Annotated in this window: 4 protein-coding genes and 1 pseudogene; 2 read left to right on the top strand and 3 right to left on the bottom strand. The window is 73.2% G+C overall.

Features of this window, described 5'->3' with window-relative positions:
• Positions 1-842: pseudogene (locus tag CCN29_RS30715) on the bottom strand (VWA domain-containing protein); the annotation flags it as partial.
• 458 nt (positions 843-1,300) lie between these two features.
• Here CCN29_RS30715 and CCN29_RS30710 point away from each other — a divergent pair.
• Positions 1,301-3,391, top strand: a complete 2,091-nt coding sequence (locus CCN29_RS30710; RefSeq protein WP_006134936.1) for a PhoX family protein — start codon at positions 1,301-1,303, stop codon at positions 3,389-3,391.
• Positions 3,392-3,434: 43 nt separating this feature from the next.
• Here CCN29_RS30710 and CCN29_RS30705 read toward each other — a convergent pair whose 3' ends face one another.
• Positions 3,435-4,358 carry a LysR family transcriptional regulator gene (locus tag CCN29_RS30705; RefSeq protein ID WP_006134937.1) on the bottom strand — a complete coding sequence of 308 codons (924 nt, stop codon included), beginning with the start codon at positions 4,356-4,358 and terminating at the stop codon, positions 3,435-3,437.
• Positions 4,359-4,604: 246 nt separating this feature from the next.
• Here CCN29_RS30705 and snpA point away from each other — a divergent pair, with 246 nt between their 5' ends.
• Positions 4,605-5,288, top strand: a complete 684-nt coding sequence (gene snpA / locus CCN29_RS30700; protein WP_031018044.1) for a snapalysin — start codon at positions 4,605-4,607, stop codon at positions 5,286-5,288.
• A gap of 65 nt (positions 5,289-5,353) precedes the next feature.
• Here snpA and CCN29_RS30695 read toward each other — a convergent pair whose 3' ends face one another.
• Positions 5,354-6,268: a hypothetical protein gene (locus tag CCN29_RS30695; protein WP_086685783.1), complete on the bottom strand. Its 915-nt coding sequence runs from the start codon at positions 6,266-6,268 to the stop codon at positions 5,354-5,356.
• Positions 6,269-6,278 lie beyond the last annotated feature (10 nt).

Raw genomic sequence — 6,278 nt, 5'->3', positions numbered from 1 at the left:
GGGGTGGGGGTTGGTTCGGCTTCGGCCTCGGCCTCGGCCGGGGGTTCGGTTTCGGTTGCACCGTCCGTGCGGGGCGCCTCCGGCGTGGGGGCCGGGTTCGACTCGGCGGCTGCCGTCGGCTTGGTGTCGGGTTCGGTCTCGGCTTCGCCTTCGGCCGGGGTGTTCCCACCCGCACCACCCGTGCGGGTCTCGTCGTCGGGTGCGGGTGGCCCCTGTGGGGCCTCATCGCCGTCGGCGGCCGCGGGCTCCGGTTCCGTTTCCGGTTCCGCCTTCGCCTCAGCAGGGGTCTCTGTCGGTTCCGGCTGCGGGGCGGGCTCGGACTTCGCCTCGGGCTCCTCCGCCTTGGGCTCTGCCTCGGGCTCGGGTGCCGCCTCGGTCTCGGCCGGGGTCTCCGCCGGCTCCGCGGCGGCTTCGGGTTCCGCCTCGGGCGCAGCGTCGGCCTTGGGTTCTGCCTCGGGCTCGGGTGACGCCTCGGTCTCGGCCGGGGTCTCCGTCGGCTGCGGGGCGGGCTGGGGCTCAGCCTTGGCCTTCGCCTCCGGCGTGGCTTCCGGCTCCGGCTGCGGGGCGGGCTCGGGCTCAGCCTTGGCCTTCGCCTCCGGCTTGGGGTCCGGCTCCGGTTCCGGGGTGGGCTCCGGCTCGGCCTCGGCAGGCGTCTCCGTCTTCGCCTCGGGCGTGGGTTCCGGTTCCGGGGTCGGGGTGGGTTCCGGCTTCGCCTCGGCTTCGGGGGCCTCGGCCTCGGCCTTGGGCTCCGGCTCGGGCGTCGGGGCCGGTTCCGTCGGCGGTGTCGGGGTGCGCTCCGTGGACGGGCGGGGGACCGCGACCTTGTCGAAGGCCGACCTCACCAGGTCGTGTTCGTCGCTTTCGCGGGGTTCCGGGACCGTCGGGGTCGGCGGAGCTGTGGGTTCCGCCTCGGGCGGAGTGGTGGTGTCCGTCGTTTCGGCGGTCGGCGCCGCACCCTCCGCTTCGGTGGACCTCGCTTTCCGTGACCGGCCGAACGCGTTCCGCAGGAGAGTGAGAATGCCCATGTGCGCAACCCTTCGCGTGAGTTGGTGCCCGTCGAACCCTGGCCAGGACGGACACGTAAGGTTAGCGGCCCTGGGGGGCGATCTTGGGCAGGGTGGGGGTTGGGGGATCGTATCTGTCAAGGGCGCGTTCCGGACGGTGTGGGGCCCTCCGTCCGCTCCGGCGTGCGCCCTTGATGCCGTTCCGGGTTCACCCGTCGTTCACTCCCGCGCCCGGTCGTCGCACCCGTGTGCTCCTACGGTCGCGCTGACACCAAGGGCACCCAAGGAGTGAAAACGTGCGAAAGCTGCTGCCGTTGATCGGAACGCCGTCCGGTTCGCACCCCGGCGGACGGTCCGCCATGACCTGTCGTTTCCGGTGTGGTGACGCCTGCTTCCACGAGGTGCCCAACACCAGCGACAACGAGTACGTCGGTGACATCGTCGCCGGTGCCCTCAGCCGCCGTTCGATGATGCGCGCCGCCGCCGTCGTGACCGTCGCCGCGGCCGGCGCCGGTGCGGTCGGCGTCGTCGGCGCGCCCGAGGCGCAGGCCGCGCCGGGCGGCAAGGGCCACGGCCACGGACACGGGCACCACCACGACAAACCCAAGGGCGCGCGCGGACTTCGGTTCGCGCCCGTCGCGCCGAACACGAACGACGCCGTGACCGTGCCCGAGGGCTACCGGCAGAACGTCGTCATCCGCTGGGGCGAGCCGATCCTGCGCGGCGCGCCCGCCTTCGACGGGGACAGGCAGAGCGCCAAGGCGCAGGCCGGACAGTTCGGGTACAACTGCGACTTCCTCTCCCTGCTGCCGCTCAAGGGCGAGCACGGACGTCAGTTGCTCGTCGCCAACCACGAGTACACCGACGAGATCCTCATGTTCCGGGACTACGACCCCGAGAACCCCACCCGTGAGCAGGTGGAGATCGCCTGGGCCGCCCACGGCCTCGCGGTCGTCGCCGTCGAGGAGGACCGGCGCAGCGGCAAGCTGACCGCCGTCAGCCGGCACCACCTCAACCGGCGGCTCACCGCCACCTCCGAGTTCCGGCTCACCGGCCCCGTCGCCGGCTCCGACCTGGTGAAGACCTCTGCCGACCCGCGCGGCACCAAGGTGCTCGGCACCCTCAACAACTGCTCCGGCGGCACCACCCCGTGGGGCACCACGCTGCACGGCGAGGAGAACTTCAACCAGTACTTCGCCAACGGCTCCAGCGCCACCGACAAGCGGTACGGCATCGGCACCGGCGCGACCGAGCGCAAGTGGGAGCGGTTCGACAAGCGGTTCGACCTCGCGCAGGAGCCCAACGAGGTGCACCGCTTCGGCTACGTCGTCGAACTCGACCCGTACGACCCGGAGTCCACGCCCCGCAAGCACACCGCGCTCGGCCGTTTCAAGCACGAGGCGGCGACCGTGCGGCTGACGCACGACGGGCGGCCGGTCGTCTACTCCGGCGACGACGAGCGGTTCGACTACTTCTACAAGTTCGTCAGCAGCAAGAAGATGCGGCACGGCAACAGCCGCTCCGCCCGTGAGCACAACCTCTCCCTGCTCGACGAGGGCACCCTCTACGTCGCCAAGCTGACCGGGGACTCGCCCGCCATCGAGATCGACGGCACCGGCAAGCTGCCGAAGGACGGCGAGTTCGACGGCAGCGGCGAGTGGATCCCGCTGGCCACCGCGACCGCGCACGGCGCCGTCTCGCACGTCGAGGGCATGACCGCCGAGGAGGTCTTCGTCTTCACGCGTCTCGCCGGTGACAAGGTCGGCGCCACGAAGATGGACCGGCCCGAGGACATCGAGCCCAACCCGGTCACCGGCAAGGTGTACGTGGCGCTCACCAACAACTCCAACCGCGGCGTCGGCTCCAACCCGAAGGCGGACGAGGCCAACCCGCGCCACGCCAACAAGCACGGCCACGTGCTGGAGCTGACCGAGCGCTGGAACCGGCCGGAGAGCACCCGCTTCGCCTGGTCGCTGTTCCTGGTCGCGGGCGACCCGGAGGACCCGGCGACGTACTTCGCCGGGTTCCCGAAGGACTCCGTCAGCCCGATCTCCTGCCCGGACAACGTCGCCTTCGACGCCCACGGCAACCTGTGGATCTCCACCGACGGCAGCAGCCTCGGCTCCCACGACGGCCTCTTCGGCGTCGCCACGCGCGGCGACCGGCGCGGTGAGCTGAAGCAGTTCCTGACCGTGCCCAACGGCGCCGAGACCTGCGGTCCCGTCATCCAGGACCGGCGGGTGCTGGTCGCCGTGCAGCACCCGGGCGAGGTGGACGGGGCGACCGTCGACCAGCCGGCCAGCGCCTGGCCCGACGGCCCCGGCACGTACGTCCGCCCGGCGGTCGTCGCGGTGTGGCGCGCGGACGGGCGGGACATCGGCGTCTGACGCCGTACGACGCCGTGAGAAGGAGGGGGTGGGGCCGGGTGGCTCAGGCGCCCGGCACCAGCTCCTCCAGCCACTCCCGGTACGCCGGGGCCTGCCGGGCCACCTCCTGGTACGCGTCCGCCAGGTGCGGGTACACGCCCTCCAGCTCGGTGTCCGTACGCGCCGCCAGCAGCAGCCGTACGCCCAGCGGGTCGCCGGCGATGCGGCGGACGGCCGTGTCGGGGCGGGAGGGGGAGGTCGGCTGGCAGACGGTGACGACCTCGCCGATCGCGACCAGGGACGCGGCCGTGTGGTAGTCGCCGTGCAGCACGGGCGGGTCGATGCCCGCCTCGCGCAGCATCCTGCGTACCGCGTCCCACTCGCCGTCGACCGCCGGGTCGATCATCCAGCGGTCGTGGGCCAGGTCGGCGAGGTCGACGACCGGGCGGGCGGCGGCCGGGTGATCGGCGGGCAGGGACACGAACTGCGGCTCGCGGGCGATGAGCACGCGGGTGCGCAAGGCCTCCGGGACGCGCAGCGGGCAGCCCTCCACCTCGTGCACGAACGCGACGTCGAGATGGCCGTCGGCGACCATGCGCAGCAGGGCGTTGGCGGAGACGTCCATGTGCAGGGTGGGTTCCTGCCAGTGCCGGCGCAGTCGGCGCAGCCAGCCGGCCAGCGCCCTGCTCGCGGTGGACCCGATGCGCAGCTGACGGCCGCCGACGGCGGCGGCGCGGGCCTCGGTCACCAGGGATCGCAGCTCGGTGACGAGCGGGCGGGCGCGGCTGAGCACCAGCCGGCCCAGCGGGGTGGGACGGCAGCCCGTGCGCGCGCGGACGAACAGGGCGCCGCCCAGCTCCTGTTCGATGCGCCTCAGCTGCGTGCTCAACGAGGGCTGGGCCACGCCGAGCTGGCGTGCGGCCCGGTGCAGACTGCCCGTGTCGGCGATCGCGCACAGCGCCCTGAGGTGCCGGACCTCAAGCTCCATGTCCAGGGAGGGTAAGCGGGAAGTTCAGGTTTCACCAGACACCCAAATCCCGCCTGTGCAGGCGTAGTCGGGCGTCCGCGACACCGGGACGGGGAGGCGTGCGGCACATGGCCGGGCGGCGGGCGGCACGCGGCCGGGCGGCGGTGATAGCCCGGTCCTATCACCGGTTGCCATCATCACAGCCGCCGCGCGGGCGCGGACACTCACCGGTGACACGTGGCTCACCCCCCACCGAAGGAGTCATCGATGCGCCTGCGCATGCCCCTGTCCGTGCTGTCCGCCGCCGGTCTGAGCCTGACCGCGCTCGGTCTGGGCGCCGCCCCGGCCGGCGCCGCCGAGGCCCCCCTCGCGCCCGCCGCCGACTCGTACGCCGCGTACGCCGGTTCGTCCGAGGAGGCCGCGGCCAACCGCGCGTTCTTCGAGGCCGTGCTGAAGTCCGTCGCCGAGAAGCGGGCCGCCGACCCCACCGGCGCCGCCGCCGTCACCGTCGTCTACAACGCCTCCCAGGCGCCCACGTTCGCCACTCAGATAGCCCGGAGCGCCCAGATCTGGAACAGCTCGGTCTCCAACGTGAGACTCCAGGCGGGCACCTCGGGCGCCGACTTCTCGTACTACGAGGGGAACGACTCGCGCGGGTCGTACGCGTCCACCGACGGCCACGGCAGCGGGTACATCTTCCTGGACTACGCCCAGAACCGGACCTACAACTCGACGCGGGTCACCGCGCACGAGACCGGTCACGTGCTGGGTCTGCCGGACCACTACTCCGGTCCGTGCAGCGAGCTGATGTCCGGCGGCGGCCCCGGCCCGTCCTGCACCAACGCCTACCCGAACTCGACCGAGCGGTCGCGGGTGAACCAGCTGTGGGCCAACGGCTTCGCCGCGGCGCTCGACAAGGCGGAGAAGGCGCTGGAGAAGTCCGGGCGCTGAGTCGAGTACGTCGTCCCGTCCGGTGCGGGCCGTCCCCTTGTGCGGGGGCGGCCCGCACCGCCGTTTCAGGTGCGGGTGCGGACGGGGGTTGTAGCGGAGTAGGTGATCGGGGCGGGCCCGGGGCGCCTGCGGCGGAGGAACGGCCGGCCGGTCAGCCGTACGGCCAGGGCCACCGTCGTGCCCACGGCCAGGAGCAGCCAGGACGCCGTGTGCAGGGTGGCCGTGAGGGCGTCGTAGACCGCGGCGGCCGCCGGGCGGTGGACGGTGTCCGGGAGGTCGGCCAGGGTCAGCCGGCGGCCGAGGACCACCGCGAGGGCGAGCAGGGCGCCGCCCAGCGCGATGCCCAGTCCGGCCGCGGTGAGGGTGCGGCGGCGGGACGCGGCGACCGTGACGCCGGTGACGGCGAGGGCGACGGCGGCGAGGGGCAGCCAGAAGGCGGCGGCGTCCAGCAGCCGGTAGCCCCGGCGCAGCCCGGTCACCTCCTCGGCCGGGACCACGGGCAGGGCGGTGTGCTCGACGGGGATGCGGTGCGCGTAGGGCATGTGGTCGGCTTCGAGCCGCTGCTTCACCTGGGCGGTGACGGGCGCGAGGTCGACGGTGACGGGGCCGGTGGAGGGGGTGTCGTCACGCAGGGCGTGCAGCACGGTGTCGTGGACGGTGCGGTTGCCTGCCTCCCACGCCGTGCGGAATGCGTCCGTACGGGTGAACGACTCGAGGGCGTCGCGGACGAAGGGGGCGACGGGGGTGTTGCCCTCGGTGCGGGCCTCCAGTTCCCGTACGACCTCGTCGCCGACGGCGTCCGCGACGGCCGCCTGTACGGCGGGGTCTTCGGCGAGCGGGGCTACGGTACGGACGTACCGCTCGGTGTCGGCGAGCCCGTACGCGGCCCATCCGGCAAGCACGCCGAGCGGCACGAGCAGACACGCGAGTGCGACACACGCCGCCGCGATGCCGTCCCGGGTGCCGCTCCTCGAACCCACCCCTCCAGGC

The organism is Streptomyces pseudogriseolus (genome assembly GCA_002154585.1).
Lineage (GTDB): Bacteria > Actinomycetota > Actinomycetes > Streptomycetales > Streptomycetaceae > Streptomyces > Streptomyces pseudogriseolus.
This window is presented reverse-complemented; position numbering and strand designations above follow the sequence as displayed.